This is a genomic window from Rahnella inusitata (genome assembly GCF_965118895.1).
GTDB classification, from domain to species: Bacteria; Pseudomonadota; Gammaproteobacteria; order Enterobacterales; family Enterobacteriaceae; genus Rahnella; species Rahnella inusitata_A.
In genome coordinates, this window is sequence record NZ_CBCPJJ010000014.1 from 54,384 (window position 1) to 81,251 (window position 26,868).

The window sequence follows — 26,868 nt, forward strand, 5'->3', positions numbered from 1 at the left end:
AACCGGCCTGCGTTGGCCGGTTTGTTGATGTCTATGCAGGCTATTTTTTGTGAGCCGATGATTGCTGCGAATGCGTGGTTGCAGACATCGGCGGCACATGATCGATATCGACGCCGTTACTCAGCGCGAGATTACGTTCTTCGCTGGCCTTGATGCGATCCCGGGCTGTCACGGTGCCGCTGCGGAAATAGTCATACGGCAAAAGTACGGTATCAAGCACGGCGCTGAACGGCAGATCCAACAATAACAGAGGCGTAATCGCCCAGCTGGTGTCATCACTCTTTATCATTTCCACGTCCGAGCGCGTGCCAGAATAATATCCCGTATCGCCGCCCGTATGGGTCATGACGCTGGAACAGCCACTGGTTGCTAAAAATGCGCATCCGGTTATCAGCGGCACTAGTACAAATTTCTTCATGTTAGAACTCATCTTATGCTGTCAGGCTGAGTTTTTTTCGTCAAAACGACTTATACCACTCAACTAAAAAATTTAACAAAGCATGCTGTAGCTCTGTGGCTGCGATCTCATTAAGTGTAATGACTATTTGAAATCTTGCTGAAAACTGTCCGTATTCGCTGGCAGCTCTCCGTCACGCATTTTGTCTTTTACTGTTCAAGCCAACCCAAAAATTTTCGTTTTTTTTTGTGGCGTCGGACTTGAAAATTTTTCTTTAGTCGCCATTTTTAATTTACGACGCAGGAGGATATACGCCGGAAGGGTATTTCCTCTTTCAGAAAGAAATGTGTCGCGGGCCTGTCCCAAGGGAAGGTCTCAAACAAATATACTCGCTGAATATCAGGAGAAGTAGTAATGCGTAATTTTGATTTATCCCCGCTGTACCGTTCTGCTATTGGTTTTGACCGTTTGTTTAATCTTATCGAATCGGGTCAGAATCAGGGCGGCGGATATCCCCCTTACAATGTCGAGCTGGTGGATGAAAACCATTACCGGATTGCGATCGCGGTAGCCGGTTTTGCCGAATCCGAGCTGGACATCACGGCCCATGACAACATGCTGGTGGTCAAAGGTGCACATGCACCGACAGAAACCGACCGCACGTATTTATATCAGGGCATCGCTGAACGTAATTTCGAACGCAAATTCCAGCTGGCCGAACATATACAGATTAAAGCCGCCAACTTGGCGAACGGTTTGTTGTATATCGATCTGGAACGCATCGTTCCTGAATCATCCAAACCGCGGCGTATCGAAATTCTCTAATCAACGGGCTGTCTGAATTTTAAAAACCGTATGTGAAGACAGCCAGAAAATGAAAAAGTTTAGGCTTGCCGTCAGGGAGCTGCCCCGTCACATCCAAACGGTTGATGGGATCATTAATCTCGCTTCAAAGAAGGAGTAACACCATGCGTAATTACGATATTTCCCCATTACTGCGTCAGTGGATTGGTTTCGATAAATTAGCCAGTTCCATGCAGGGTGCCGATCAGGCATTTCCGCCGTACAACATTGAGAAGTCAGACGATAACCATTATCGCATCTCGCTGGCGTTGGCCGGATTTAAACAAAGCGACCTGAATATTGAAGTAGAAGGCCCGCGACTAACCGTCAGCGGTACGCCGCAGCTGCCGGAAACCGAAGTCGAGTATCTGCATCAGGGGCTCGTCATCAAGCCGTTTACTCTGAGCTTCACGCTGGCTGAACATATGCACGTTTCAGCGGCGGAGTTCGTCAACGGCCTGCTGCATATCAGCCTGGTGCGTGATGTACCGCAAGCGCTGCAACCGCAGAAAATTGCTATCGGAACAGACAGGCCTGCGTTAGAAAGCTAACCGGATATATGTCGAATGAATGAAATAAAAAGGGAGGACATCACGTCCTCCCTTTACTTAACTACTTTTTATTAAATGCAACTGTTCCGGCTTTAGTACTTAACCGTTTTGATATATGTCCAGTACTTGTTGTCTTTCTTATCGGTTGGGAAGTAACCGTATTCACCGGTTTGCTTCAACTCAAAGAGTTCAGTGTCATTATTGTAAGGGTTGTAATAAACATAAACGTCCTTAGCAGTACCCTGATGATTATTAGAACTCCAGTTTTTATAACCTTTGAGATCTGCTATGTGTTGTAATGCATCTTGCTTATTGGTACCCAGGTAGCGCCAGTAGTTATTATTGGTTTTATCCGTTGGGAAATACCAGTAGCGGCTATCGGATCCCAGCCCAGATAACATAAAGTATTCAGTCTGATAATTGTAAGGATTATTATAAACGTACAGATCACCGATGGTACCTTTTCGATCGTTATCCGACCAATCAAAGGCGTGCTCAGAAAGAATATCAACATCAGGATAAACAGTTTTAATCCAGTCGATATATTGTGATACGCGAGGACCTGTACTGCTTCTTTCGCCACCACCATTGGTAACTGCGATAATGGTTTTTATGCCGTGATGCGTTTGCCACCAGGCAGAACCACTGTCTCCTGGGGTTGTACTACCCCATTTCTCACTTTCTTTGACCGGTTCATATCCTGCGGAAATTCCGTGGTCTTGCTCAAAAATACTGTCAATGATACTCGTGGTTGTCATCCGACTTTCAATTGTCGTAAGGGCTAAACCCACACCCCATATGCCATACCCTACGAATTGAACGGGTAAACCTTTTTCTTCCGTACCATCGTAAAGAACAGGTTTTACCACCTTTTTGCCATTGGAATCCACGAAGTCCGCAGCTTTAACTAATTTGAGGATCTCAAGGTCGGTTGAAGCACCACCGTATCCCGCTGGCCTGTGATTACGTTCTGGGACAGTATAAATCTTACCCGGACCTTTACCGATAATGGTTTTATAATCATCAGCGTAAAATACGTAACCAGTGTTTGCGACATCAGTTTTAGCATTATTGCAATGTGCTGCTGAAAGAATATAAACCCATTCATCATCATCACCCAACCAGGTCGCGGTACAGCCAGAGATGTGACCCACGGAGTTGAATTCTGGCATATGACTTTTTTCTACCAGTGATGCATTTGCTGCAGCAATGGTTCCCTTTATATTATTCAGGTCACCACCATTCTTAGTGAAAGTGTATTCACTAACAGCCTGAGAGTGTGCCAGACAGGGAACTATAAGCGACATCAATACAACCGCTTTTTTTAACTTGATTTTCATAAGGCTCCTTCCTTTATTTTAAATAAACCCACTTGCCTTTTATATGGGAAGGTATTTAAAGTCAACGAAAGCTACCGAGTTGAATGTTTGTCGAGTGTTTTTATATCAAATGTATTTGACGGGATAATATTTTTATTTTAAATATATATAGATTCTATTGTTAGCCCGCATCTTGCTGCTTATTTATATTATTCACGACGTGCGGAAATAGCACCGTAACCATAATAAATCATTATGATCAATGGTGAGCCGGTGCTGCTAAGCACCGGTTTATATATGTGATAAATAGACGAAACCCAAAAGAAGTTACTGATTTTCCGCGTGCGCTTTTTCCACTTCTTCCGCCAAAATCTTCACGCCGCGTTCGATCTGCTCCGAATCCGGCACGTAGTTCATGCGCATACACTGGTGTGTGTGCGCCCACGGATGCTCCAGCCCTGGGAAGAAGTAATCGCCCGGCACCATCAGCACGCCGCGTTGTTTCAGGCGCTGATACAGTACTTCGGTGGTGATCGGCAGATCTTTAAACCACAGCCACAGGAATATCGCGCCTTCCGGTTTATGGATCAGACAGCGTTCTTCCGGCAAATAACGGCGCAGCGTGGCAATGGTTTCCTGCACCCGCTGATAATAGAAAGGTTTAATCACCTCTTCGGAAAGTCGTAACAAATCGCCACGTACAATCATTTCATGTGCAATCGCCGGGCCGACGCTGCCGGGAGACAGGCTGATAATCCCGTTCATGTTACTGATTGCTTTGATGATTTTCTCATCGGCGATCACAATACCGCAGCGTGAACCCGGCAGGCCGAGTTTCGACAGGCTCATACACAGAATGATATTCGGGTTCCACAGCGGCGTGGCCTCGGTGAATACGATGCCCGGGAACGGCACGCCGTAGGCATTATCGATGAGCAGCGGGATATTCTTCTGCTGCGCCAGTGCGTCGAGGCGGATCAGCTCTTCGTCGGTGATTACATTGCCGGTCGGATTGGTCGGGCGTGAAACGCAGATCAGTCCGATGTCATCGGTAATGTTGAGATGATCAAAATCGACGTGATATTTGAACTGGCCTTCCGGCAGTAATTCGATGTTCGGTTTGGCGGAAACAAACAGATTTTCATCCAGCCCGGCGTCGGCATAGCCCAAATATTCCGGTGCCAGTGGGAACAGGACTTTGGACATGCTGCCGTCGGCGCGCCGTCCGGCGAACAGGTTAAACAGGTAGAAAAAGGCGCTCTGGCTGCCGTTGGTCAGCGCGATGTTTTGCGCGTCGAGCTGCCAGCCCAGTTCTTTTTGCAACATCCCGGCCAGCGCGTGACGCAGCACGTCTTTGCCCTGCGGGCCGTCGTAGTTACACAAGGCTTCCGTCAGTTTGCCTGCGGCCAGCATTTCGCTGAGTAACGTCTGGAAATAATCCTGCATCTCAGGAATTTGCGCCGGATTGCCGCCGCCAAGCATCACAGCGCCTGGCGTGCGTAAACCGTCATTCATGTCGCCCATCAGGCGGGTGATGCCTGAAAAACGGGTAAATTTGTCACCGAAAGCAGAAAACGTCATAGAAAGCTTTGTATGTTATCGAAATGTGATGCCCACAATAACGCCTGCGGCAAAGCAGTGCAATCGGACCACCGGGTTTTGAAATGTCCTTCCCCGCCGGACGCGCAGGCAGGGAAGGAGTGAGGCAGGATTTTTTGTGAATTACTTCTTCAGCACTTCCGGGTTCACGCAAAACTCTTTCACGTCACCTTTCAGGGCGGCAATCAGGTTATCGACGGCACAGGCGGCCATGTCATAACGGGTTTCATGCGTAGCGGAACCGATGTGCGGCAATGCAACCACGTTCGGCAGGCTCAGCAGCGGGGAGTTTTTCGGCAGCGGTTCAGTCTCGAATACGTCCATGCCTGCACCATAAATTGTACCGGCTTGCAGGGCTTCAATCAGTGCGGGTTCATCGATCACCGGACCGCGACCGGCGCTGATCAGGATTGCGCTGGATTTCATCTTCGCCAGCTCCTCTTTGCCGATCAGGTGGAACGTTTGTTCGGTCATCGGCAGCAAAATACACACGAAATCAGATTTTTTGAGCAGTTCATCCAGCTCGCATTTGCGGGCGCCAAACTTCTCTTCCGCTTCTTTATGCTGGCTGCGGGCGTTATACAGAATCGGCATGTCGAAGCCGAAATGCGCGCGCTGTGCTAATGCCAGACCAATGCGGCCCATACCGACGATGCCCATGGTTTTGTGATGTACATCGATGCCGAACCAGTCCGGGCCGACGTTATCGGTCCATTCACCGGCTTTTACGCGCTCGGCGACATTTACCACACGACGCGCAGTGGAAAGCACCAGTGCCATCACGGTGTCGGCCACGGTATCGGTCAGCGCGGTCGGGGTGTGCATCATCGGGATTTCACGACGCGTCAGCTCCGCCACGTCGAAATTATCGTAACCGACGGAAATGGTGGATACCGCACGCAGGCGCGGCGCATGGCCAAACAGCTCTTTATCAATCTTTCCGCCAGATCCCAGCAGCCCTTCGGCGTTTTGCAGCGCATCAAATACGGCAGGACGGTTTTCGTCAGTAATGCCATCAAATTCGGTGATAGCGAAATGCTGCTCGAGACGTTGATGCAAATCGGTTGGCAGTTTTTTGTACAGAACGATAGACGGCTTCATCAATTATTACTCCCCTGAGTTAAGGAAACATCTTCGGATTTTGTGGCGGCCTGTCGCGGTTTCACCAGCAGAGTTAACCCTGCCGAGAGCACGAGTGACACGGCCATAAAAATAAAGGAGGCGGAAGGGCTGCCGGTATTGCCGTTCAGATACCCGACAAACCAGGAACCAAAGAACGAGCCCAGCGCGCCAAGGCTGTTGATCAGAGCCATCGCGCCACCGGCGACATTCTTGGGCAGCATTTCAGGAATGATGGCGAAGAACGGGCCGTAAGGCGCATACATCGCAGCGGCGGCAACGACCAGTAAGCCATAAGACAGCCAGAAGTGGTGGCTGCCGGCGGCCCAGGAACCAAAGAACGCCAGTGCACCGATCAATAAAAGCGGCCAGACGAACAACTTACGGTTTTGCATTTTGTCGGAGGCCCACGACACCACAATCATAGCGATGGTCGCGGCCAGGTACGGCGCGGAGGACAACCAGCCCGCTTCGACCATCCCCATCTCTTTGCCATCGTGCAGAATCGACGGCAACCACAGTACAAAGCCATAAACGCCGATACTCCAGAAGAAATATTGCAGGCAAAGCAAGACCACGCTGCGCGAGCGGAAGGCTTCGCGATAGCCGCCGACCGCCTGAATGTCTTTCTGCTCTTTTGCCAGCTGATCGCTCAGGGCTTTTTTCTCCTGCTCGCTCAGCCAGCCGACTTGTTCCGGCTTATCCTTGACGGTGAACCACCAGATAATCGCCCAGATCACCGCCGGAATGCCTTCAAAGATGAACATTTCGCGCCAGCCAAAGGATTCAATCAGATAGCCGGAAAGCACCGACATCCACAGCACGGTGACCGGGTTTCCGAGGATCAGAAAGGTATTGGCGCGGGAGCGTTCAGATTTTGTAAACCAGTTGCTGATGTACACCAGCATGGCGGGCATGACTGCGGCTTCCACCACGCCTAGTGCGAAGCGTATCGCCGCCAGCACCGGAATATTGTTGACCACGCCGGTGAGAGAGGCAAATCCGCCCCACAGCAATAAGCACCAGAAAATCAGTTTCTTAACGCTGCGGCGCTCCGCGTAAATGGTGCCGGGGATTTGGAAAAAGAAATAACCCAGGAAAAACAGCGCGCCCAGCAGCGACGACATTCCTTTGGTGATACCGAGATCATCATTAATTCCGGCGGCCGAGGCGAAGCTAAAATTCGAGCGGTCAACATATGCCAGACTGTAGGTGATAAACACGATCGGCATGATGTACCACCAGCGACGCGGCGCGATCCTGGACGGCTTCATAACGGTTTCTCCTGATTATTCGTCAGAATGACTTACACCACTTTCTTTGCGATTACTCAGCGCGTAACAAGTCGACGTAATACTTAGTCACAGCGGTCAAATCTTCCCCTTCAAGCGGGAATTCGATACCGCGCGGTACACCTTGCGGCAGCGCTTTGAGCAACGTTTTCCAGCTGCCGTCGCTGTCATCGAGTGCCACGGCGTGCCATTTGCCGGCGCGTTTTTCCGCTGCTTTTACATGCACGTACCCGACGTGGCGCGCCAGACGCTCCGCCGCGGTGGCCGGATCTTGTCCGACCCACAACCAGTTCGCCATATCGAAGGTCATCGTCAGCGGCAGGCGCAGCGATTCAGCCGCAAACATAAAAGCGTTAATGCGCGAAAGAATCCCACATTCACTCGACTGGTCATTCTCGACCACCAGTTTTACCGGCTGCGAGGCCAACAGCACTTTCAGCGGCGTCAGATCGGCACCCGGCTCAAACTCACCGAGTGAAAACTTAATGGTACGGGCGCTTAACACTTTGGCCTCTTCAAAATACTGCTCAGCGTCCGGGTTTAGCTTGCCGCCCGGAACGAACAGTGCGAAGGGGACGGAATACACCGCAAACAGCCCGTGTTGTTGAATTTTTTCCGCCAGCTGGGGCAATGCACCCAGTTCCGTATCGGAGAATAATTCACGGCGGATTTCCACTCCGTCAGCTTTTGCACCGGCGATAATTGAAAGTAGTTCTGCCTGCCCGCCAAGGGCTTTCACTACGCTGTTACCGTACGCGGCGGTAACGATGACGATCTCTCTTTGCATGACTCTCTATCCTGTTAATACGCACCGAATTGCGGTGCCAGCGACCGTTTAGAAGACCTAATCTTAGTGGAACAAATGGCTAAACGTGTTCTTGTTAATAATTTGTTTCGCTTTATACAACCTAATTGGAACCGGTTCCAATCGAAAGGCCGGAAAGCCAGAAACATGATCCCGCTCACGAAGAACGGGAGAGAAAAGGGGGAAGGAAAAGGAAATCAGCGGGCGGCAGTCGATGCGCGCGCAATCAGTTCGCCGGAGAATTCGATGTCTTTAACGGGTTCAGTATTGCCCTGAATGCGCGTCACCAGCTGGCCAATCGCCGCAACGCCCATGTCGTAGGTCGGCTGTTTAAAGGTCGTTATCCCAACGCCCGCGAGATCAGCCCACACCAGTTCGTCAAAACCTGACAGACCAATATCCGCCCCCCAGGTAATATCCAGACGGCGTAACGCGCGCGCGACCTGAAGCGTCAGCGCACCGTTCACGCACATCACCGCTTTAGGTTTATCCGGGTGGCGAGCGACAAAATCGCGCAGCAGCGTTTCCAGCCCTTCGGTATTGCTCAGCTCGATTTCACCCTGTTCGGCGATGCACTGCGGCGATTGCTGCATACGTTGCAAAAAGGTGCGCAGGCGATCCAGACGGGTGTTGATGGTGGCGGGTTCGGTGACGAAAAGCAGCGCTTCAAAACCATTTTGCAGCAGATGATCGGTCATCATCTTTGTGGCTTCCACATTGTTCAGCGCGATGACGTCGCAGGCGAAATCCGCAACTTTGCGGTCGATCAGCACCATCGGCAGGTTCGCCTGTTGCAGCGTGGAAATCGCCGCTTCGCGCATCCCGACGGCGTTCACCACAATGCCGTCTACGCGGTAGCTGCTGAGCAACTGGAGATAATGTTTTTCCTGATCAAGTTCGTTGTTAGTGTTACACACCAGCAGCGTCAGCCCTTCCTGACGGCACGCGGCTTCGACGCCACGCATCACTTCGACAGAATAGGGGTTGGTAATATCGGCGAGGATCAGCCCCACCAAACGCGTCTGACCGCTTTTCAGGCTGCGTGCCATCTGGCTGGGCTGGTAATCCAGCAGGGAAATTGCCCGTCCGATGCGCTCTTTGAGATCATCGGACAGCAGGTGTTTTTCACCGTTGAGATAACGCGAAACGCTGGTTTTGCCGGTTTTTGCTGCACTGGCCACGTCACGTATCGTGGCGCGACCCGCTGCGCCCGGCTCCTGTTTTTTGCTCACAACCTTTCTCCCCTCATGCTTATCTCACGGAGACTAGCACAGAGTGTCGAAAGGCTGTAAACGTTACTCAGCGCAATCCCTCCACCGGTCTCGCCGCCGGAACTGCCTGTTTCTGCGGACGGCTGCTCAGCGTGAAGGCGGAAATAATGGTCACACTGAAGGCAATTCCCCCGAGGATCAGGTAGGTATCGCTGAACCCGATGCGGTCGTACAAACTGCCTGCAAAGGCGGAAAGGAAAATCGCTGCCAGCTGTTTGGCGAAGTTAAAGCCGATCAGATAAATGGTCGCCGAGAACCGGACATCAAATATCTGCGTGATGTATTTGAACACGCCGACCAGCAGGAACGGCACTTCCAGCGCGTGCAGCATTTTCAGCAGAATAACTTCTGCCGCCGTGGTTGCAAACGAAGAGCCGACGATGCGAATCGACATAATGGTACCGGCCAGCAGCAGCGTATTTTTCGCGCCAATGCGGTTAATGATCCAGGGTGAACAGAACATAATCAGCGCGTTACAGAGCTCACCGGCGGTAGTGACATAGCCGAACATTTCGGTGCCGTGCTGCGGCGAGGAGAAGAACGTTTTGAAGAAGGTGGCGAACTGCTGATCGAAAACATCGTAAACGCAGGCGACGCCCACCACATATAAAATCAGCATCCACAGTTTGCGCTCTTTCAGCAACAAAGCCGCCGTTTTCAGCGAGAATTGCGACTGATTAGCGCCGAGTTTATCCAGTACCTGCGCATTTTTGTTTTCCTGCGGACGCGAAATCAGCAGCAAAATCATCAGAATGACCGCTGCGCCGGATCCCATCCAGAACACGATATCCGGGTTGATGTTAAACAGTACGCCCGCCGTTGACGCGCAAATCCCCCAGCCGAAACAGCCGAACATCCGCGCCTTGCCGTATTCGAAGGCGCTGTTGCGACTTACCCTTTCGATGTACGCCTCGGTCGCGCCCGAACCGCCCGCAAAGACGAAGCCGATGTAAGCGCCGCCCAGAATAGCGCCGAGCACAATATTGATTTTCAGCAGCGGCGCGAACACGTAAATAAAGAACGGTGCGAAGAGGAACAGCAGTACGGCGATGATCCACAACAGGTGTTTCTTCAGGCCGAGTTTGTCAGAAATAATGCCGAAGAATGGCTGAAACAGAATGGCAAACAGCGACATGCTGGAGAACACGATGCCGGTTTCCGTTTTGCTCAGGCCGATAACGTCAGACAGCCAGATCGGTAAAAACGGATAACAGGTCGCCATAATGAAGAAATAGAGGAAGAAATAGCTGCCAAATATCCAGAAATTCGCATTTTTTTTATAGAAGCAACGATCGCCAGTTTGTGTAGGGTTCATAGTGATTTCCTTGCCGAAACCATCAAAACCGGCACCGCAGTGCCGGCGTTTTTTATGTTTATGTATTCTTTAACTAACCGGATTACACCTGTTCAAAACCGAGCAGCAGGGCGCTTTCCGGATCCAGCACCGGCAGCGTCAGCCCGGCGTTCGCCAGCCATTCACCGCTCAGCACCGGCGCTTCATGCAGCCATGCCGGTTGCACGCGCATGGTGTGTCCGCTGCCGCCACCGGCCAGCAGCGCCGGTTCGTCCAGCACCGTCACGCGATAACGCGCATCGGCCTGCAGCCCTGGCACCCTCAGCGTTCCCGGTAATGACCAGGTTGGCATCGCCAGCTGACTTACCAGAAACACCGCGCGATCGCCGCTCTGGCTGACCACGCCGTTGACCAGCATCGCGTCATCACGGCTATCGACCCGATAGACGTCGCCGCTGTGCAGTAACGGCCTCAGCTGCTGATGCAGCCGGGTATATTTCGCGAATCCGGCGCGCTCCTCCTCGCCTTCTTTCACCGGATCGAGCTCGATGCCCATATGGCCGAACAGCGCCGTCAGGCCGCGAAATTCGATGCTGTGCTGGCGCGACGTGGCGTGGCACAGCTTGTTACCGATATGCGAGCCCATCACTTCCGGCGGGAAGAAATAGCTCATGCCGCGCTGAATTTTCTGCCGCTCCAGCGCGTCATTGTTGTCCGACGTCCAGAAGCGATGACTGCGTTTCAGCACTTCATAATCAATACGGCCACCGCCGGAGGCGCAGGATTCGAATTCAATCTGCGGGAAGCGTTCACCCAGTACGTCGAGCAGGCGATAGAACTGCTGCGTTTGTGCCGTCAGCGCCGCGCGGCCTTCATGCCCCGGCTGGACGATTTCGCGGTTCATGTCCCATTTCACATAATCAACGTCTTGCTCGCCGAGCAACCAGCTCATACGTTCTACAAGATAATCAAAGACCTGTGGATTATTGAGATCGAGCACGAACTGATGACGGCCGCTTGGTTGCTGATAACCCGGCAGCGCCAGCAGCCAGTCCGGGTGGGCGCGATACAAATCCGAATCTAGGTTAATCATTTCTGGTTCGACCCAGATACCAAACTCCATACCGAGATTTTTAACGTGGTCGATCACCGGTTTCAGCCCGTTCGGGTATTTCCTCTCATCGAGATACCAGTCGCCAAGCGCGGCACGGTCGTGGCCGCGCCCGCGGAACCAGCCATCGTCGATAATGAAGCGTTCAACGCCTAGCGCGGCAGACTCCGTCGCCATCTGCATGATGTAGTCGGGATCGTGATCGAAATAAATTCCCTCCCAGGTATTGAGATGTACCGGGCGCGGTTTCTCCGTCGGGAAGCGTAAAATTTCCTCACGCACGAAGCGGTGAAACTGCTGACTCATGCGATTCAGCCCGCTGGCGGAGTAGCTGGCGTACAGCCACGGCGTTTCCAGCGTTTCACCCTGTTCGAGACGTTGCTCGCCCGGCAGATACAGCGCTTCGGCCTGCACCAGACGGCGGCCGTCGATTTTGATGTCGGCACGCAAACGGTGGTTACCGCTCCAGCCCAGATGGATCCCCCAGACTTCGCCCTGTTCTTCGCTAAAACCCGGATGACCGATCATCATCGCCGGGAAATATTCGGAGGAGGTTTTGCCGCGACGGTTTTCCTGAATGATGCCGCCGTGATCCAGCTGCGTGCGGTGCGGCTGGAACTCTTTGATCCAACGGCCATGAAACGCCATTACTTCGGCGGCGCGTTCAGGCAGCGGCAGCGTCACGGCAAGGCGCGTCAGCTGATAGGTGCCGGATTTGAGATTGGTCAGGGCATTGCGGGTTTGCAACACGCCGCTGTCATCGAGGCGCAGTTCGCTGCGAAATTGCAGGCCGGCTGTCGCATCCTCGGTAGTGATCGTCAGCTGATTTCCCTGGTGGCGGACGTCAACGGTATCAAAGACCGGCGACCAGTCCAGACCGTCACGATGGCCTTCAACGCCCGGTGTACCGAAAGACCCGCGTCCGGTGTCAGCGCTGAAATTTAGCGGGGCTTCCACGTCCAGGCGGCCATTGGGTACCGCGCGGGCAAGGGAAATGACGTCATCGGCTGAAAACTGGCTCAGACGATTTCCCCAGTACAGGATTTCTGCGAACGGTGTGCAGCGCACGATCAGGCTGGTGTGTTCGCTGGTTAAATGGACGATCTGGTTTTCCATAGTGTCACGACTCCACAAGGTAATTTGCAGCGATAAAACGCTATCTGGTGGAGTCACTATTGATCCGAAACGTTTCGGATGGGAAATTCGTTGATGCAAATTTGTGATATAGGGTGGAAAAATAACCTAAAGAGGAATTATAACTGTGGTGGATGAGCGGTGACGCCCGCCTGCAATTCCGGCTGCCAGAGAACCTGCAAATGGCTCATCGGTTCGTTACGGATCAGCGCCATCGTCATCTCGGCGATTTGCAGCCCGACCGCTTCGCGGGTGCCCTGACGAATAGCGGTGACGGCCACGTCGGGCAGGCTGTCAGAGGGTAAACCATCGTAGATAATCAGCGAAACCGCTCCACTTTGCAGCAGTCCGGCTTCGTACAATGCCAGCGCCGCGCCTTCGCCATGCATATTGCAATCGCAGACCATTGCCGTAGGCGGCTGCGGTAAGGACAGCAGCGCCTGCGTTGCCTGATAACCGGCGCGGCGGCTCGGGCTGACTTTGTTCACATACTGCGGGTTCAGCGGCAGTTTATTCGCCTTCAGGCCGTCGATATAACCCTGATGCCGCTGGCTGATAAAAGATTGCTGATTGTTTTCGCCGAGAAAGGCAATGCGCTGATGTCCCAGCCCGGCGAGATGATCGACGGCCATTTGCATACCGGCGCGGTTATCGAAATCGAACCAGGCATAATCCTGAGTCAGACAGGTGCTGCGACCGAGTGCCAGAAACGGGAAATTGCGTTGCTGCAAATCCAGCAGGCGCGGATCGTCATTGAGCGTATGCGCCACCAGCATGGCGTCCACGCGTTTGCTTTCGATCAGCCGTCGCCATGAAAAGGTTCCCAGCTCGTCCGGCACCAGCAGCAAGTCGATCTCATGTTTTGCCAGTTCGCGGGTAATACAGCCGACCATTTCGACAAACGCAGAATTGCTTAACGGATGGGATGTGAAGGGAAAGATGAGGCCAACGGCGTCGATCTTGCCCATTTTCAGGCGGCGGGCGAGGGTATTGGGCCGGTAACCGCGTACATCCGCTGCCGCCTGCACCCGCGCTTTGGTATCGGCTGAAACGTCATCGTAACCGTTCAGCGCACGGCTGACGGTGGTCACAGAGAGACCGAGATCTTTGGCGATAGCTTTCAGAGACATACTGGCATCCGTTGCGCAGGTGAGATAAGCGGTTGCCGGAGGATAACATAAACGCAAAACGGAGCCTCGCGGCTCCGTTCATATTTTGTATTTCAGCGGTTTTACTGCAACGGGCTGAGGGTAATCTCAACGCGGCGGTTCTGCGCTTTACCGGCTTCGGTGCTGTTGCTGGCGATCGGATTATCCGGGCCTGCACCGGTGGTGCGTACGCGACTGCCGTCGACGCCCTGAGTGATCAGCGCGCTGCCGACGCCGTCAGCACGTTGCTGGGACAGCTTCATGTTGAGCGCACGGGTACCGGTGCTGTCGGTGTAACCGACTACGTTCACCGCAGTTTTAGGATACTCTTTTAGTACCATCGCCACGCCGGTCAGCGTGTTCGCGCCCGCCGGTTTCAGCGTGCTGCTGTTGGTGTCGAAGGTGACGTTGTTCGGCATGTTCAGCACGATGTTGTCGCCCTGACGGGTGACGCTGACACCGGTGCCTTTCATTTTGTCGCGCAGTTTAGATTCCTGCACATCCATGTAATACCCCGCACCGCCACCCAGCGCAGCGCCAGCAGCAGCACCGATCAGCGCGCCTTTGCCGCGATCGTGTTTGGATGAAGAAAGCATCCCAACGCCCGCCCCTAAGGCGGCGCCCAGACCCGCGCCAATGCCGGATTTACCTGCTTCTGATTCGCCGGTGTACGGGTTGGTGGTACAGGCTGACAGGCCCATCGTGACGCAAAGCACGCCAGCAACCACAAGAAGTCTTTTGTTCATCTTATTTCCTTTCTGGATGTTTTCTTTATGTTCTTTTTTCAGAACCTGACTGCTGCATTATGACTGCACGCTTTCCGTTAAGTTGCACAGAAAAAGGTGACAAAACATAAACAATTGCAACGAGCCGATATCAGCCCTGCGGCGTTCTGGCGCCATTTATGCGTAATTTCGGGGCGTTAAGCAGTAGGAGAATTCCGGTTATCCGTTTTTGTCTTTTTACGGATTTTAGAAACTTATTCAGAAAGGGGCTGATGCCAGCGCAAAACCCAGGTAGGGAGATCGGTTCCGGGGTGAACCGTATCGTTCACCACTAAGAACGCTTCTTTGCGATAAAACGCCACGGCGCGGTGATTTTCCTGATAAACCTCGAGCAGCAAAAGCGGATAGTGATTTTTCACTTCACGCATTAATTGCTGCGCAATGCCTGTGCCATAAGCGCTTTCATCGACAAACAGCGCGCCGATGAACTGATGATTCAGCACGCTGATGAAGCCATTGATTCCGCCGTCTTCAGCGGTGGAAACCCAGGTCACCGCCTGCGGCAAAAAGGTTTCGCGCACCATGGGTGCGCTTTCAAACCAATAGGTTTCATCAATAAACGGATGCGCCGCCAGCGTGCTGCGCAACCACAGTCGCATAATGGCTTCGGTGTCGGCAGGCGCGGAAAGGCGGATCATACCGGTTGATTTTTCGGATGGCAGAAACAGTAAGACTGATGATCGTTCACCAGCCCGGCGGCCTGCATAAATGCGTAGCAAATCGTCGATCCGGTAAATTTAAAGCCTTTCTTTTTCAGCGCTTTAGACATCGCATCAGAAACGGCGGTTTTGGCCGGTACGCCTTCCGGGCCGAGCGGATTATTGATGACCGGTTGATGTTCGACAAAGCTCCAGATGAACTCTGAGAAATCCTCGCCGTTGGCCTGCATGGCTAAATAAATCTGCGCATTCAGGATGATCGCTTTGATTTTTCCGCGATGACGCACAATCCCGGCGTCGAGCACCAGACGCTCTACGTCGTCGTCAGTCATTTTGGCGATGCGTGCCGGATCGAAATTGTGAAAGTTCTGGCGGTAGTTTTCGCGCTTTCTCAGGATGGTGATCCACGACAACCCTGCCTGCTGGCCTTCCAGACACAGCATTTCAAACAATTCACGGCCATCTTTGACCGGCACGCCCCATTCTTTATCGTGATACTCGAGATAAATCGGTTCTTTCGAAACCCAGCTACATCGGGTGGTCGCCATTCTGTCGTCCTTTTAAGAAGCCTGAAAACGTGGGGTCAGTGTGTGGCTTCTCGGATAACTCTGCAACGTCGCAATTTACACACCACCAACTTGACGCTGGTCGGATCTGAACAATATTTAAAGCCATTCATTACGCAATCCTTACGTAGTCAGGGATTCGAACTGCAAATACTTTCGGGATATCACGACGATGACAGGCAAAAAAACCGCCGTTTTACGGCTGACACAGGGCGCGTTCGCGGTGGCAATGTGCTTAGGTTTGCAGGCTCCGGCACAGGCTTACAGTCAACTTTATGTCTTCGGCGACAGCCTGAGTGACACTGGCAATATTGGCCGCTGGACCTTCGACAGCAGCTCACATCCGCTGTACGACGAAATTCTGGCGAAAAATATCGGCACCACCCTGACGCCTTCTTCCAAAGGAGGCCTGAACTATGCCGAAGGCGGCGGTGTTGCGGTGCCGGGTCTTGATTCCGATTACACCACGCAGGATCAGGTCAAAAGCTATCTGGCCTCGACCGGCGGCAAAGCCGATCCCAACGGGCTGTATATTCACTGGATTGGTGGCAACGATCTGGCCGCCGCTGCGCTGAGCCTGAACCCGATTTCCGCTGTAGAAATTGCCACTAACAGCGCCACGCAGGCCGCGTCGCAGGTGAACGATTTGCTGAAAGCCGGAGCGGGAACCGTGGTCGTGCCGACCGTGCCGAATATCGGCCTCACGCCGGTGCTGATGGAAGGCATTATTCAGGTCGGATTGCTGCCGGTTCAGCAGCAGGCGCTGGAAGCGGCCTACAAATATCTCAATGCCCAAAACACGCCGGATAACGATGCGCGGACCGAGGCGATTCACAATGCGCTGAAGGCTTCAACCTCGGCCGGGCTGGATTCCGAACTGGTGCAGGATTTGCTGTCAAAAGGGCTGATCGCCGCCTATGACGCGCTGAAAAGTGTGGCGGGCGGTCTCACTGATACCTATAACACCACCGAAGATATCGCGCTGGCGAAAACCGGCGGCAACATTGCGCGTGTGGATATCAACGGGCTGTTCAACGAAGTGATTGCCGATCCGAACCTGTACGGCTTCGCCAATACCGCCGGCACTGCATGCCCGGTCGGTACCTCAGCCTCTGAATGTACGTCGAACCTGCCGGGCTTCGACAGCAGCAAAGCGTTCCTGTTTGCCGACCATTTCCATCCGACCCCGCAGGCACACGCGCTGATCGCCGAGTACATGCAGTCGGTGATTAACGGTCCGCTGGAAGTCACCGCGCTGAATCAGGGCTCGCTGACGCTGGCGCGCAATACGCAGGGTCTGCTCGACAGCCGCTTCCAGCAGCTGCGTTCGCAGGATAACGACGCCGGTACTTTCGGCATGTTCGGCGGTTACGCCGGGCAGAGCGCGGACAGCAAAATCAATCCGTCACTGGGGGAGGGTGATCTGACGTCTAACTCGCTGAATATCGGCATGGATTATCAGATGACCGATCGCTGGATGATGGGGCTGATGATTTCCGGTTCAGACGATAAACAGGATCCGACCGACCATTACAGCTACCGCACCCGCGGCTGGATGGCGACTGCCTTTACCGGTGTGAAAATCGCCGAAAATGGCTGGATTAACGGCGATGTGCATTATGGCTCACTGAATTACGACGATATTAACCGCAGTGTCAAATTGGGGCCGACGACACGTACCGAGCGCGGCGATACCGACGGCAAACAGATCGGCGGGCGCGTCATCGCTGGCTGGGATTTCCCGGTGTTACCGGTGCTGAAAACCGGTCCGGTGGCGCAATATAGCTGGGATTACAGCAGCGTTGACGGATACAGCGAGAAGGGCAACAACAGCACTTCGATGCGCTTTGGCGACCAGACGTCCCATTCGCAAATCGGCGCGCTGGGCTGGCGTCTGAACGCTGAGCTCGGCATCGTAAATCCCTACGCGCAGGTGACCTACGACCGCCAGTTTGGCGATAAAACCTACACCGCCACGGGCGCGATCAAATCTACCCGAACGCACTTTAGCCGCACCACCGGCGAGCAGGATGATGACTGGGTGGATATGACCGTCGGGGCGAACGTGCAAATCACCCACAGCATTTCCGCCTTCGCCGCTGTTTCCCAAACCACCGGCCTGGATTCCGGCGAACAAACGTCTTACAACGCCGGGATCAGTGCCCGGTTTTAACGACGAAAGGGGCGCTCAGCCCCTTTTACTTTCCAAAAATGCCCGCCAAAACCTAAACACTCCCTCTCGGTAACGCTCAGTCGCCTGATTCTGGCTGATTATCTTCCGTTCAGCGGGTATACTGTCGGACTCTCTTTAAACCCACTTTCTCGCGTGCGAATCCAACATGCAAAAGTTTGATACCAAGACATTTCAGGGCCTGATCCTGACACTGCAAGATTATTGGGCGCAGCAGGGCTGCACCATTGTTCAACCGCTGGATATGGAAGTCGGCGCGGGTACCTCGCATCCGATGACCAGCCTGCGCGCGCTTGGCCCTGAGCCATTTGCGGCAGCCTATGTTCAGCCATCACGCCGCCCGACTGACGGTCGCTACGGTGAGAACCCGAACCGCCTGCAACACTATTATCAGTTCCAGGTGATGATCAAACCTTCCCCGGAAAACATACAGGAGCTGTACCTCGGTTCCCTGAAAGAGCTGGGTCTTGATCCGTTGATCCACGATATTCGCTTCGTTGAAGACAACTGGGAAAACCCGACGCTCGGCGCCTGGGGCCTCGGCTGGGAAGTGTGGCTGAACGGCATGGAAGTGACGCAGTTCACTTACTTCCAGCAGGTCGGCGGCCTGGAATGTAAACCTGTGACCGGTGAAATCACCTACGGTCTTGAGCGTCTGGCGATGTACATCCAGGGCGTGGACAGCGTTTACGATCTGGTCTGGAGCAATGGTCCGCTGGGTAAAACGACGTACGGCGACGTGTTCCATCAGAATGAAGTGGAGCAATCCACCTATAACTTCGAATACGCCGACGTCGATTTCCTGTTCTCCTGCTTCGAACAGCACGAGAAAGAAGCGCAAACCTTGCTGGCACTTGAAAAGCCTCTGGCATTACCTGCGTATGAGCGCATTTTGAAAGCAGCTCATTGCTTCAACCTGCTCGACGCGCGTAAAGCGATTTCTGTGACTGAACGTCAGCGCTACATTCTGCGCATCCGTACCCTGACCAAAGCGGTAGCTGAAGCGTATTACGCTTCCCGCGAAGTGCTGGGCTTCCCGATGTGCAAAAAGAACGAGAAGTGAGAAACAGTGATGACTGATAAAACATTTCTGGTGGAAATCGGCACGGAAGAACTGCCACCGAAGGCTCTTCGCAGCCTTGCTGAATCTTTTGCGGCTAACCTGACAGCGGAGCTGGATGCGGCGAATCTGCCACACGGCGACGTAAAATGGTTTGCAGCCCCGCGCCGTCTGGCGCTGAAAGTCTCTGCCCTGCATGAATCTCAGGCCGATCGCGAAGTTGAAAAACGTGGCCCTGCGGTTTCTCAGGCGTTTGATGCCGAAGGCAAACCAAGCAAAGCCGCTGAAGGCTGGGCACGCGGTTGTGGTATCACCGTGGATCAGGCCGATCGTCTGGTCACCGATAAAGGCGAATGGCTGGTTTACCGTGCGCACGTCAAAGGCGAAAGCGCCCAACAGCTGCTCCCTGCGATGATCGCTACGTCATTGTCCAAACTGCCGATTCCTAAACTGATGCGCTGGGGCGATTCCGACGTGCAGTTCGTACGTCCGGTTCATACCGTAACCTTGCTGCTGGGCGATGAGCTGATCCCGGCGAAAATCCTCGGTATCGATTCTGCGCGCACTGTTCGCGGTCACCGTTTCATGGGTGAGCCGGAATTCACGATCGACAACGCCGATCAGTATCCGCAGATTTTGCTCGAACGCGGCAAAGTCATCGCGGATTACGAACAACGTAAAGCCATCATCAAACGTGATGCCGAGAAAGCAGCGAAAGAGATTGGCGGTATCGCCGATCTGAGCGAAAGCCTGCTGGAAGAAGTGGCGTCCCTGGTGGAATGGCCGGTCGTTCTGACCGCGAAATTCGAAGAGAAATTCCTGGCGGTGCCGGCTGAAGCGCTGGTTTACACCATGAAAGGCGACCAGAAGTATTTCCCGGTGTACGACGCCGCGGGCAAACTTCTGCCGAACTTCATCTTCGTGGCCAACATTGAATCGAAAGATCCGCAGCAAATCATTTCCGGTAACGAGAAAGTGGTTCGTCCGCGTCTGGCCGATGCTGAATTCTTCTTCAAGACAGACCGCAAAAAACGTCTGGAAGATAACCTGCCGCGTCTGGCTACCGTGATGTTCCAGAAACAGCTCGGTACGCTGCGTGATAAAACCGATCGTATCGAAGCTCTCTCCGGCTGGATCGCTGATAGAATCGGTGCCGACGTGGAGAACGCTAAACGCGCTGGTCTGCTGTCCAAATGTGACCTGATGACCAACATGGTCTTCGAGTTCACCGATACGCAGGGTGTGATGGGCATGCACTATGCGCGTCACGACGGCGAAGCAGAAGAAGTGGCTGTCGCCCTAAACGAGCAGTATCAGCCACGCTTTGCGGGCGACGCCTTACCGGCTTCCCCGGTGGCCTGTGCGCTGGCGATCGCCGACAAGATGGACACCCTTGCCGGTATTTTCGGCATCGGGCAGCATCCGAAAGGTGATAAAGACCCGTTCGCACTGCGTCGTGCAGCGCTGGGCGTGTTGCGTATTATTGTCGAGAAAAACCTGACGCTCGATCTGCAAACCCTGACCGAAGAAGCGGTGCGCCTGTACGGTGACAAGCTGACCAACGCCAAGGTTGTTGATGAAGTGGTTGATTTCATGCTCGGACGTTTCCGCGCGTGGTATCAGGAAGAAGGTCACGCGGTCGATACTATTCAGGCTGTACTGGCGCGTCGTCCGACCAAACCGGCTGACTTCGATGCCCGTGTGAAAGCGGTGAGCTATTTCCGCACGCTGGATGAAGCGGCTACGCTGGCTGCTGCCAACAAACGCGTTTCCAACATTCTGGCGAAATCCACCGACGTTCTGCTCGATCACGTTCACGCTTCCGTGCTCAAAGAGCCTGCCGAGCTGAAACTGGCGACGCATCTGGTGGTTCTGCGCGATAAACTCGAGCCGCTGTTTGCTGCCGGTCAGTACAAAGAAGCGCTGGTCGAACTGGCTGCGCTGCGCGAAACCGTCGACACCTTCTTCGATACCGTGATGGTAATGGATGAGAACGAAGCGGTGCGTATTAACCGTCTGACGTTGTTATCTAAGCTGCGGGAGTTGTTCCTGCAGGTAGCGGATATTTCGTTGCTTCAATAAAGTTACGCATGTGTCTCGATCTGCTCCCTTCCCTGCGAGGGGGAGGGAGCAGAGCAAAACCGGCCTGGATTCGAATATATACGCTTTATTGAAAAGCGTCGGGGCCGCAGGTATCGCATCCCCACCTTATGTTCTATCCTATAAACCGCATGGAATACATAAACTCGGCAGGGAACTTGCCGGTAAAAGAACATTGAAATCAGGAGTCAGGACTCATGACTGTAGGGATCAGAAGCGGTGCATTTTCTCGCTGGCTGGCGCCGTTTATCGCACTGCTGGTAGTGTTTCAGCTCACTGCATGCGGCGATAAAGAACCGGAACAACGCAAAGCCTTTATCGATTATTTGCAAAATACCGTGATGCGCAGCGGGCAAAATCTGCCCTCGCTGAGTGAAGACCAAAAACAACGTTTTGGTAATTATGCGAATGACTACGGCATTATTTTGTCATTCTCCCGTCAGATGAAAGGCGCTGTAGACGGCAGCTTCGTACCGGTCGTCAATGCTATCGGTCAGGTGCGGACACCGCAGGATTACATAACTCAACGCGGTGCGTTGCAACAGGCGGCCAGCACGCTGAGCCTGCTGAATGCACAGCTGCGTGATTCCAAAACTAAAGCTGATACCGCGATGGCCGCACTGAAGCAGCCGGACGATTTGAAAGCAGTTTATAGCCAGGTTTACAGCACCGTGGTGACTCAGCCTGCTAACGTGCTGACTCCGCTGGTACCTGCGCTGCAAAGCTTCACGCAGGATATCGTCTCCGTCGGTGACTATCTGCAACAGCAGGGCACTCAGGTCGCTTTCGCCAACGGCGGCGTGCAATTTCCGACGCAGCAACAGGCGACGCAGTACAACACCATGATGTCGAATCTGGTGGGCAAACAGCAGACATTGCTTCAGGCGCAGAAAGTCGCGCAGGGCGATTTCAGCAACTAAGCCCCTTCGGTCATTGTTTGAAAGCCACGTCTTAGCTGCGTGGCTTTTTTGTGGGTTTAACCGACGAATATCACGGCAGGTTTATAAAAAATGACAATTTTTAACCTGCAAAGCTGTCTAAATTCCTCTACTTTTGATGGCAACTGTCCGTTTTTCCCGTCTTCACTTTAAGGATTTTTGATGAAACGTCAGACGATGACTTTGCTGGCTGCTCTGGTGCTGGCCCCGACGCTGGCCTCCGCTGCCGAGAGCGCGACTGCAGACTTTACCCCTGCACAGCAGGCGGCTATTGGTAAAATCGCAGCAGATTATTTGCTTCAGCACCCGGAAATTCTGGTGCAGGTCAGCCAGAAATTACAGGCGCAGCAGGCCGATCAGCAACAGCAACAAACCCTGAGCGCGGTACTGGCGAATGCCAATAAACTCACCGGCGACCCGGCGACCCCGAGCTATGGCCCAAAAGATGCCAAAGTCGCGTTTGTCGAATTCTTCGATTATCAGTGCCTTTACTGCAGCCGCATGGCACCCGTGGTCGAGCAAACGGTGAAAGCTAATCCAAATGTGCGCTTCGTCTTCAAAGAGTGGCCAATCTTCGGCGACCGCTGGAAACCGTCAATCACCGCCGCTGAAACCGGTATGGCGGTGTGGAAAGAGAAGGGCGCGCAGGCGTATTTCGATTATCACAACAGCATTTACCGCACCGGGCATGACGAAGGCAAACTGACCGAAGCGGATATCGCCGGTGCCGTGAAAGCCGCCAAGGCTACGCAGCCGACCGAAGCGCAGCGTAAAGCCACGCATGAAGCCATCGCCGCCAACGACGAACTGGCCCGCACCCTGGGTTTCAGCGGTACACCGGGCTTTGTAGTGATGCCAACCAGCGGCGCAACCGCTGAAAACACTACAGTACTGCCGGGCGCAGTATCCGCCGACGATTTGCAGGCCGCCATTGTGAAGGCGCAAGGCGGGAAGTAATTCCTAAAAAACCGTTCTAAATAAAGCGGCGAGCTGTCTGACAGCTCGCCGTTTGTATTTCCCCCTGTAATTTTCTTTCAACATCTCCCCCGTAAACGCATTTCTGCGCGGAACAGACACGTCTGAATGCTTTTTAAGCGAAATACACAAGTCCGGCGAAAAATACTTTGTGATAAATATCACATTTTTATGATAAAGACTCGTTAACAAAAGGTGACTTAAGTCACGGTTTTAGCGCTTTGGTGGCTGCATTTTCGCCAGTGTAGCCGGGTTACAGGGTGTTTTTGTGATCGGGATCACCATAATGCAGGGGGTAGTGGGCTCATAGGTGTGATCCGCGTCACGGGATGCCGGGTGGGTACGCGATGCCTATAATCACGTGGTAGAGTCCGCCTCGCAGACAGCAATTCGACGGACGGATTTTTAAAGCAGTGGCATATAAAACCGAATTAACCGTCACCGATAATTAACTGATATCACGCGCTCTATTGTCAGCGCGTATCAATAGGGGTGCGTTTTATGTTTTCACCAGACGTTAAGATCAAAGTTCAAAACTTTGGTCGCTTCCTGAGTAACATGGTAATGCCCAACATCGGCGCGTTCATCGCCTGGGGTATCATTACCGCTCTGTTCATTCCTACCGGCTGGATTCCTAACGAAACATTAGCGAAACTGGTTGGCCCGATGATCACTTATCTCCTGCCATTGCTCATCGGTTTCACCGGTGGTCGTCTGGTCGGTGGTGATCGCGGTGGTGTGGTCGGTGCAATCACCGTAATGGGTGTGATAGTCGGTGCGGACATGCCGATGTTCCTCGGTGCGATGATTGGTGGCCCGCTGGGCGGCTGGTGTATCAAGCGCTTTGACCGTTGGGTTGACGGTAAAATCAAAAGCGGCTTTGAGATGCTGGTTAACAACTTCTCAGCCGGTATTATCGGTATGCTGCTGGCGATCCTCGCCTTCCTGGCAATCGGTCCGCTGGTAGAAGCGCTGTCTAAAGTGCTGGCTGCAGGCGTGCACATCATGGTTATTCATAACCTGTTGCCGCTGGCCTCTATCTTTGTTGAACCGGCGAAAATCCTGTTCCTCAATAACGCCATTAACCACGGTATCTTCTCTCCACTGGGCATCCAGCAGGCGACTGAAACCGGTAAATCTATCTTCTTCCTGATCGAAGCGAACCCAGGTCCGGGTATGGGCGTCCTGATGGCGTACATGTTCTTCGGTCGTGGCAGTGCCAAGCAATCTGCTGGCGGCGCGGCAATCATCCACTTCCTGGGTGGTATCCACGAAATTTATTTCCCATACGTTCTGATGAATCCACGTCTGCTGCTGGCGGTTATCCTCGGTGGTATGACCGGCGTATTCACCCTGACTCTGCTGAACGGCGGTCTGGTATCTCCGGCTTCACCGGGTTCCATCCTGGCAGTACTGGCGATGACGCCAAAAGGGGCTTACTTCGCTAACATCGCGGCTATCGTGGCAGCATTTGCGGTATCCTTCGTGGTCTCTGCACTGTTGCTGAAAACCACCAAAGCGAAAGAAGGCGACGATCTGGACGAAGCAACCCGTCGCATGCAGGACATGAAAGCCGAATCTAAAGGCGGCAAACCTTCTGCAACGGGCGTGGCGGGCGACCTGTCCACCGTGCGTAAAATTATCGTAGCCTGTGACGCCGGTATGGGTTCCAGCGCAATGGGTGCCGGTGTTCTGCGTAAGAAAGTGCAGGATGCGGGGCTGACCAATATCAGCGTCACCAACAGCGCAATCAACAACTTGCCTGACGATGTGGATTTGGTGATTACCCACCGCGACCTGACTGAACGTGCCATGCGTCAGGTGCCGCATGCGCAGCATATCTCGCTGACCAACTTCCTCGACAGCGGCCTTTACACTGACCTGACTTCCCGTCTGGTTGAAGTGAACAAAGCCAGCCAGTACAAAGAGAAAGTGACCACCACGCTCGGCGACAGCATCGTGGCTGATACTGATAACGAAAACCTGTTCCGTATGAGCGAAAGCAACATCTTCCTCGGCCTGCAGGCGACCAGTAAAGAAGATGCGATCCGCTTTGCCGGTGAGCAACTGGTGAAAGGCGGTTATGTTCAGGCAGAATATGTCGAAGCGATGTTGGCCCGTGAGCAGCTGACCTCCACGTATCTGGGTGAATCCATCGCTGTGCCACACGGCACCATCGAAGCGAAAGACCGCGTACTGAAAACCGGTATTGTGTTCTGCCAGTATCCGGCGGGTATCCGCTGGGGTGAAGACGAGGATGACAGAGCGCGTCTGGTTATCGGTATCGCCGCACGTAATAATGAGCACATCAACGTGATCACTAAACTGACCACGGCGCTTGATGAAGATGGCGTGATTGACCGTCTGGCCAACACCACCAGCGTGGAAGAAGTCCTGAGTATTCTTCGCGGTTAAGCCTTAAACATTCAGAAAATATAGAGCGTCACTCAGCGGGTCTTACGAGACCCGCTTGTTGATTCGGAGCCGGGCGGCTCCCCAGCTTTACCTAATGATGGCCCCCGATTTGAAGGAAATATTATGAAAGCATTACATTTTGGCGCAGGTAACATTGGCCGCGGTTTTATCGGTAAATTATTGGCTGATGCCGGAATCGAACTGACGTTTGCGGATGTCAGCCCTGTCTTACTCGACGCGCTCAACAGCCGTAAAGGCTATGACGTGCATGTCGTGGGTGAACAGGCCACCGTTGAGCCGGTCAGCAACGTCAGCGCTGTGAACAGCGCAGGCCAGGATGCGATTAACCTGATCGCCGAAGTCGATTTAGTCACCACCGCCGTGGGCCCGACCGTGCTGGAAAAAATCGCGCCAAACGTCGCGAAAGGTCTGGTTCTGCGTCACCAGCAGGGTAACGAAAACCCGCTGAATATCATCGCCTGTGAAAATATGGTGCGCGGCACCAGCCAGTTCAAACAGCACGTATTCAACGCGCTGCCGGAAGATGAGAAAGTGTGGGTTGAAGCGCATATCGGTTTTGTCGATTCCGCTGTAGACCGCATTGTTCCGCCAGCCGCCGCCGGTACTACCGATCCGCTGGAAGTGACGGTAGAAACCTTCAGCGAGTGGATTGTCGATCAAACTCAGTTTAAAGGCACTTTGCCGAAAATCGCCGGAATGGAACTGACCGACAACCTGATGGCGTTCGTCGAGCGCAAACTCTTTACCCTGAACACCGGTCATGCGATCACCGCGTACCTCGGCCAGCAGGCCGGCCACGCCACCATTCGTGAGGCGATCCTCGACGAGAAAGTGCGACTGATCGTTCGCGGCGCGATGGTCGAAAGCGGCGAAGTGCTGATCCGTCGTTATGGCTTTGATTCGCAAAAACACGGCGCATACATCGAAAAAATTCTGTCCCGCTTTGAAAACCCGTATCTGCACGATGACGTGGAACGCGTTGGCCGTCAGCCGCTGCGTAAACTGAGCGCGGGCGACCGTCTGATCAAACCGTTGCTGGGCACGCAGGAATATCGTCTGCCGCACAATAATCTGGTGATCGGTATTGCTGCCGCGATGCGTTATCGCAGCGAGCAGGATCCACAGGCTAAAGAGCTGGCAGAGCTGCTGGAGAAAGTCGGGCCGAAAGCTGCCCTTGCCCAGATCTCAGGTCTGCCGGAAGAAGGCGAAGTCGTCGCCGAAGCCGTAAAAATCTACGAATCCATGCACTAATACTGCGTTCGTTTTGATTTCGCC

22 protein-coding genes are annotated in these 26,868 nt (G+C 53.6%); 9 read left to right on the forward strand and 13 right to left on the reverse strand.

The window, feature by feature from the left end; translation table 11 throughout:
• Positions 1-40: 40 nt before the first annotated feature.
• Positions 41-418, reverse strand: a complete 378-nt coding sequence (locus tag ACMHLI_RS13725; protein ID WP_413529943.1) for a YceK/YidQ family lipoprotein — start codon at positions 416-418, stop codon at positions 41-43.
• A 393-nt stretch (positions 419-811) separates the two neighbouring features.
• Here ACMHLI_RS13725 and ibpA point away from each other — a divergent pair, with 393 nt between their 5' ends.
• Positions 812-1,222 (forward strand): small heat shock chaperone IbpA, encoded by a 411-nt coding sequence (gene ibpA, locus ACMHLI_RS13730; RefSeq protein ID WP_413529944.1) that lies wholly within the window; start codon positions 812-814, stop codon positions 1,220-1,222.
• Positions 1,223-1,365: 143 nt separating this feature from the next.
• A complete protein-coding gene (gene ibpB, locus ACMHLI_RS13735) occupies positions 1,366-1,791 on the forward strand; it encodes a small heat shock chaperone IbpB (RefSeq protein WP_413529945.1) in 426 nt (141 codons plus the stop codon).
• Positions 1,792-1,883: 92 nt separating this feature from the next.
• Here the strand turns inward: ibpB and ACMHLI_RS13740 are convergent, their stop codons facing one another.
• The 12 genes from ACMHLI_RS13740 to ACMHLI_RS13795 all read right to left on the reverse strand — a co-directional run bounded on the left by ACMHLI_RS13740 (position 1,884) and on the right by ACMHLI_RS13795 (position 15,875).
• The gene (locus tag ACMHLI_RS13740; RefSeq protein ID WP_413529946.1) at positions 1,884-3,131 is read right to left on the reverse strand and encodes a trypsin-like serine peptidase; all 1,248 of its coding nucleotides are present in this window, start codon (positions 3,129-3,131) and stop codon (positions 1,884-1,886) included.
• A gap of 306 nt (positions 3,132-3,437) precedes the next feature.
• Positions 3,438-4,691 carry a valine--pyruvate transaminase gene (locus ACMHLI_RS13745; RefSeq protein ID WP_413529947.1) on the reverse strand — a complete coding sequence of 418 codons (1,254 nt, stop codon included), beginning with the start codon at positions 4,689-4,691 and terminating at the stop codon, positions 3,438-3,440.
• 141 nt (positions 4,692-4,832) lie between these two features.
• Positions 4,833-5,810 (reverse strand): glyoxylate/hydroxypyruvate reductase GhrB, encoded by a 978-nt coding sequence (gene ghrB, locus ACMHLI_RS13750; protein WP_413529948.1) that lies wholly within the window; start codon positions 5,808-5,810, stop codon positions 4,833-4,835.
• The gene (locus tag ACMHLI_RS13755) at positions 5,810-7,102 is read right to left on the reverse strand and encodes an MFS transporter (protein WP_413529949.1); all 1,293 of its coding nucleotides are present in this window, start codon (positions 7,100-7,102) and stop codon (positions 5,810-5,812) included. Before ACMHLI_RS13755 ends, ghrB begins: the two co-directional genes overlap by 1 nt.
• A 52-nt stretch (positions 7,103-7,154) precedes the next feature.
• Positions 7,155-7,907: a sugar phosphate isomerase/epimerase family protein gene (locus ACMHLI_RS13760; RefSeq protein WP_413529950.1), complete on the reverse strand. Its 753-nt coding sequence runs from the start codon at positions 7,905-7,907 to the stop codon at positions 7,155-7,157.
• Between the two features lie 215 nt (positions 7,908-8,122).
• Positions 8,123-9,157 carry a LacI family DNA-binding transcriptional regulator gene (locus ACMHLI_RS13765; protein WP_413529951.1) on the reverse strand — a complete coding sequence of 345 codons (1,035 nt, stop codon included), beginning with the start codon at positions 9,155-9,157 and terminating at the stop codon, positions 8,123-8,125.
• Positions 9,158-9,224: 67 nt separating this feature from the next.
• Positions 9,225-10,511 carry an MFS transporter gene (locus ACMHLI_RS13770; RefSeq protein ID WP_413529952.1) on the reverse strand — a complete coding sequence of 429 codons (1,287 nt, stop codon included), beginning with the start codon at positions 10,509-10,511 and terminating at the stop codon, positions 9,225-9,227.
• A gap of 82 nt (positions 10,512-10,593) precedes the next feature.
• On the reverse strand, positions 10,594-12,717 hold the full coding sequence (locus ACMHLI_RS13775) for an alpha-galactosidase (RefSeq protein ID WP_413530140.1): 2,124 nt from the start codon (positions 12,715-12,717) through the stop codon (positions 10,594-10,596).
• 137 nt (positions 12,718-12,854) lie between these two features.
• Entirely contained in the window at positions 12,855-13,865 is a 1,011-nt protein-coding gene (locus ACMHLI_RS13780) for a substrate-binding domain-containing protein (protein WP_413529953.1), read from the reverse strand.
• A 101-nt stretch (positions 13,866-13,966) separates the two neighbouring features.
• Complete coding sequence (locus ACMHLI_RS13785) at positions 13,967-14,629, reverse strand: OmpA family lipoprotein (RefSeq protein ID WP_413529954.1); 663 nt, start codon at positions 14,627-14,629, stop codon at positions 13,967-13,969.
• A 233-nt stretch (positions 14,630-14,862) separates the two neighbouring features.
• A complete protein-coding gene (locus ACMHLI_RS13790; protein WP_413529955.1) occupies positions 14,863-15,306 on the reverse strand; it encodes an N-acetyltransferase in 444 nt (147 codons plus the stop codon).
• Complete coding sequence (locus tag ACMHLI_RS13795; protein WP_413529956.1) at positions 15,303-15,875, reverse strand: DNA-3-methyladenine glycosylase I; 573 nt, start codon at positions 15,873-15,875, stop codon at positions 15,303-15,305. Before ACMHLI_RS13795 ends, ACMHLI_RS13790 begins: the two co-directional genes overlap by 4 nt.
• Positions 15,876-16,065: 190 nt before the next feature.
• On the opposite strand from ACMHLI_RS13795, the gene ACMHLI_RS13800 reads away from it, so the two are divergent.
• The 7 genes from ACMHLI_RS13800 (at position 16,066) to ACMHLI_RS13830 (ending at position 26,844) form a co-directional block, all read left to right on the forward strand.
• Complete coding sequence (locus ACMHLI_RS13800) at positions 16,066-18,066, forward strand: autotransporter outer membrane beta-barrel domain-containing protein (RefSeq protein ID WP_413529957.1); 2,001 nt, start codon at positions 16,066-16,068, stop codon at positions 18,064-18,066.
• Positions 18,067-18,232: 166 nt separating this feature from the next.
• Positions 18,233-19,147: a glycine--tRNA ligase subunit alpha gene (gene glyQ / locus ACMHLI_RS13805; protein ID WP_056775883.1), complete on the forward strand. Its 915-nt coding sequence runs from the start codon at positions 18,233-18,235 to the stop codon at positions 19,145-19,147.
• A gap of 9 nt (positions 19,148-19,156) precedes the next feature.
• Positions 19,157-21,226: a glycine--tRNA ligase subunit beta gene (gene glyS, locus ACMHLI_RS13810; RefSeq protein WP_413529958.1), complete on the forward strand. Its 2,070-nt coding sequence runs from the start codon at positions 19,157-19,159 to the stop codon at positions 21,224-21,226.
• Between the two features lie 215 nt (positions 21,227-21,441).
• Positions 21,442-22,164, forward strand: coding sequence for a DUF3053 domain-containing protein (locus ACMHLI_RS13815; RefSeq protein WP_413529959.1), 723 nt, complete (start codon positions 21,442-21,444; stop codon positions 22,162-22,164).
• Between the two features lie 180 nt (positions 22,165-22,344).
• A complete protein-coding gene (locus ACMHLI_RS13820; RefSeq protein ID WP_413529960.1) occupies positions 22,345-23,139 on the forward strand; it encodes a DsbA family protein in 795 nt (264 codons plus the stop codon).
• A 519-nt stretch (positions 23,140-23,658) separates the two neighbouring features.
• Positions 23,659-25,572 carry a PTS mannitol transporter subunit IICBA gene (locus ACMHLI_RS13825; RefSeq protein WP_413529961.1) on the forward strand — a complete coding sequence of 638 codons (1,914 nt, stop codon included), beginning with the start codon at positions 23,659-23,661 and terminating at the stop codon, positions 25,570-25,572.
• Positions 25,573-25,695: 123 nt separating this feature from the next.
• Positions 25,696-26,844: a mannitol-1-phosphate 5-dehydrogenase gene (locus ACMHLI_RS13830; RefSeq protein ID WP_413529962.1), complete on the forward strand. Its 1,149-nt coding sequence runs from the start codon at positions 25,696-25,698 to the stop codon at positions 26,842-26,844.
• Positions 26,845-26,868 lie beyond the last annotated feature (24 nt).

Coding starts and splice junctions, on each gene's coding strand:
- ACMHLI_RS13725 (WP_413529943.1), bottom strand. CDS start 418: ATGAAGAAATTTGTACTAGTGCCGCTGATAACCGGATGCGCATTTTTA.
- ibpA (WP_413529944.1), top strand. CDS start 812: ATGCGTAATTTTGATTTATCCCCGCTGTACCGTTCTGCTATTGGTTTT.
- ibpB (WP_413529945.1), top strand. CDS start 1,366: ATGCGTAATTACGATATTTCCCCATTACTGCGTCAGTGGATTGGTTTC.
- ACMHLI_RS13740 (WP_413529946.1), bottom strand. CDS start 3,131: ATGAAAATCAAGTTAAAAAAAGCGGTTGTATTGATGTCGCTTATAGTT.
- ACMHLI_RS13745 (WP_413529947.1), bottom strand. CDS start 4,691: ATGACGTTTTCTGCTTTCGGTGACAAATTTACCCGTTTTTCAGGCATC.
- ghrB (WP_413529948.1), bottom strand. CDS start 5,810: ATGAAGCCGTCTATCGTTCTGTACAAAAAACTGCCAACCGATTTGCAT.
- ACMHLI_RS13755 (WP_413529949.1), bottom strand. CDS start 7,102: ATGAAGCCGTCCAGGATCGCGCCGCGTCGCTGGTGGTACATCATGCCG.
- ACMHLI_RS13760 (WP_413529950.1), bottom strand. CDS start 7,907: ATGCAAAGAGAGATCGTCATCGTTACCGCCGCGTACGGTAACAGCGTA.
- ACMHLI_RS13770 (WP_413529952.1), bottom strand. CDS start 10,511: ATGAACCCTACACAAACTGGCGATCGTTGCTTCTATAAAAAAAATGCG.
- ACMHLI_RS13775 (WP_413530140.1), bottom strand. CDS start 12,717: ATGGAAAACCAGATCGTCCATTTAACCAGCGAACACACCAGCCTGATC.
- ACMHLI_RS13780 (WP_413529953.1), bottom strand. CDS start 13,865: ATGTCTCTGAAAGCTATCGCCAAAGATCTCGGTCTCTCTGTGACCACC.
- ACMHLI_RS13785 (WP_413529954.1), bottom strand. CDS start 14,629: ATGAACAAAAGACTTCTTGTGGTTGCTGGCGTGCTTTGCGTCACGATG.
- ACMHLI_RS13790 (WP_413529955.1), bottom strand. CDS start 15,306: ATGATCCGCCTTTCCGCGCCTGCCGACACCGAAGCCATTATGCGACTG.
- ACMHLI_RS13795 (WP_413529956.1), bottom strand. CDS start 15,875: ATGGCGACCACCCGATGTAGCTGGGTTTCGAAAGAACCGATTTATCTC.
- ACMHLI_RS13800 (WP_413529957.1), top strand. CDS start 16,066: ATGACAGGCAAAAAAACCGCCGTTTTACGGCTGACACAGGGCGCGTTC.
- glyQ (WP_056775883.1), top strand. CDS start 18,233: ATGCAAAAGTTTGATACCAAGACATTTCAGGGCCTGATCCTGACACTG.
- glyS (WP_413529958.1), top strand. CDS start 19,157: ATGACTGATAAAACATTTCTGGTGGAAATCGGCACGGAAGAACTGCCA.
- ACMHLI_RS13815 (WP_413529959.1), top strand. CDS start 21,442: ATGACTGTAGGGATCAGAAGCGGTGCATTTTCTCGCTGGCTGGCGCCG.
- ACMHLI_RS13820 (WP_413529960.1), top strand. CDS start 22,345: ATGAAACGTCAGACGATGACTTTGCTGGCTGCTCTGGTGCTGGCCCCG.
- ACMHLI_RS13825 (WP_413529961.1), top strand. CDS start 23,659: ATGTTTTCACCAGACGTTAAGATCAAAGTTCAAAACTTTGGTCGCTTC.
- ACMHLI_RS13830 (WP_413529962.1), top strand. CDS start 25,696: ATGAAAGCATTACATTTTGGCGCAGGTAACATTGGCCGCGGTTTTATC.